The sequence below is a fragment of the Rhodoferax sp. MLSD5-FHT05B10 genome (genome assembly GCF_058793415.1).
Genome location: NZ_JBXAFT010000019.1, coordinates 1 through 1,688, shown reverse-complemented (window position 1 = coordinate 1,688; position 1,688 = coordinate 1). Strand labels below are relative to the sequence as shown.

At 63.9% G+C, this 1,688-nt stretch carries 1 protein-coding gene; it reads left to right on the top strand.

Features of this window, described 5'->3' with window-relative positions; all coding sequences use genetic code 11:
* Positions 1–3 precede the first annotated feature (3 nt).
* On the top strand, positions 4–1,688 hold a 1,685-nt coding region (locus AC1Q5W_RS16640), incomplete at its 3' end, for an electron transfer flavoprotein-ubiquinone oxidoreductase (RefSeq protein WP_492704278.1).

Below are 1,688 nucleotides of genomic sequence, written 5' to 3'. Positions count from 1 at the left end.
ACCATGACCAACGAGGAAATTCTGGCCCAGTACGGCCCCCGTGAAGCGATGGAATACGACGTTGTCGTCGTCGGCGGCGGCCCCGGCGGGCTGTCCACCGCCATCCGCCTGAAGCAGCTGGCCGCTCAAAAAGGCCAGGACGTCTCCGTCGTCGTGCTGGAAAAAGGCTCCGAGCCCGGTGCCCACATCCTCTCGGGCGCCATCATGGACCCCCAGGCCCTGACCGAACTCTTTCCCGACTGGAAAGAGCGCGGCGCGCCCCTGAACCAGCCCGTCACCGACGACGCCTACACCTTCCTCAGCGAAAAGTCGGGCTTTCGCGTGCCCAACATGTTCCTGCCCCCGTTTGCGCACAACCACGGCAACTACATCATCAGCCTGGGCGCGCTGACCAAGTGGCTGGCCGAGCAGGCTGAAGCGCTGGGCGTGGAAATCTTCCCCGGCTTCACCGGCGCTGAAGTGCTCTACAACGACGACGGTTCCGTCAAGGGCGTGGCCACCGGCAACATGGGCATCGGCAAGGACGGCGAGCCCACCGAGAACTTCCAGCTCGGCATGGAACTGCTGGGCAAGTACACCGTGTTTGCCGAAGGCGCGCGCGGCCACCTGGGCAAGCAGCTCATCGCCAAATACAAACTCGACGAAGGCCGCGACCCGCAAAGCTTTGGCATCGGCATCAAGGAGCTGTGGGAGATCGACCCCAGCCGCCACCAGCCCGGCTTTGTGATGCACAGCGCCGGCTGGCCCATGGACGCCAAGACCTACGGTGGTGCCTTCCTGTACCACATGGAGGACAACAAGGTCGCCGTGGGCTTTGTCACCGGCCTGGGCTACGAGAACCCCTACCTGAGCCCGTTCGAAGAATTCCAGCGCTGGAAGACGCACCCGAACGTGCGCTACTACTTCGAGAACGCCCAGGGCGAGATCACCGCCAAGCGCCTGTCCTATGGTGCACGCGCCATCAACGCCAGCGGCATCAACTCCCTGCCCAAGACCGTGTTCCCCGGTGGCGCCCTGGTGGGCTGCAATGCCGGCTACCTCAATGTCAGCCGCATCAAGGGCAGCCACGCCGCCATCAAGACCGGCATGCTCTGCGCCGAAGCCACATATGACGCCGTGGTGGCCGGGCGCCAGCACGACGAGCTGCTCGCCTACCCCGAGGCCTTTGAGAAAAGCTGGCTGCACACCGAGCTCAACAAGGACCGCAACTTCAAGAACTGGTTCAAGTACGGCCTGACGGTGGGCACCCTGATGAACGGCCTGGAGCACTTCGTGCTGCGTGGGCACATCCCCTGGACGCTGCACCGCGACAAGGCTGACCACCAGTACCTGAAACCGGCGGCCCAGTGCAAACCCATCGTCTACCCCAAGCCCGATGGCAAGCTGACCTTTGACCGCCTCTCCAGTGTGTTTATCAGCAACACCAACCACGAGGAGAACCAGCCGGCGCACCTGACGCTCAAGGACGCCAGCGTGCCGGTGAAGATCAACCTGGCCCAGTACGCTGGTCCCGAGGCGCGCTACTGCCCGGCCGGGGTGTACGAGTTCGTGAAGAACGACGACAACACCGACCGCTTGCAGATCAACGCACAGAACTGCGTGCACTGCAAGACGTGCGACATCAAGGACCCGACGCAGAATATCGTGTGGGTCACGCCCGAGGGCGGCGGCGGGCCCAACTACGCGGG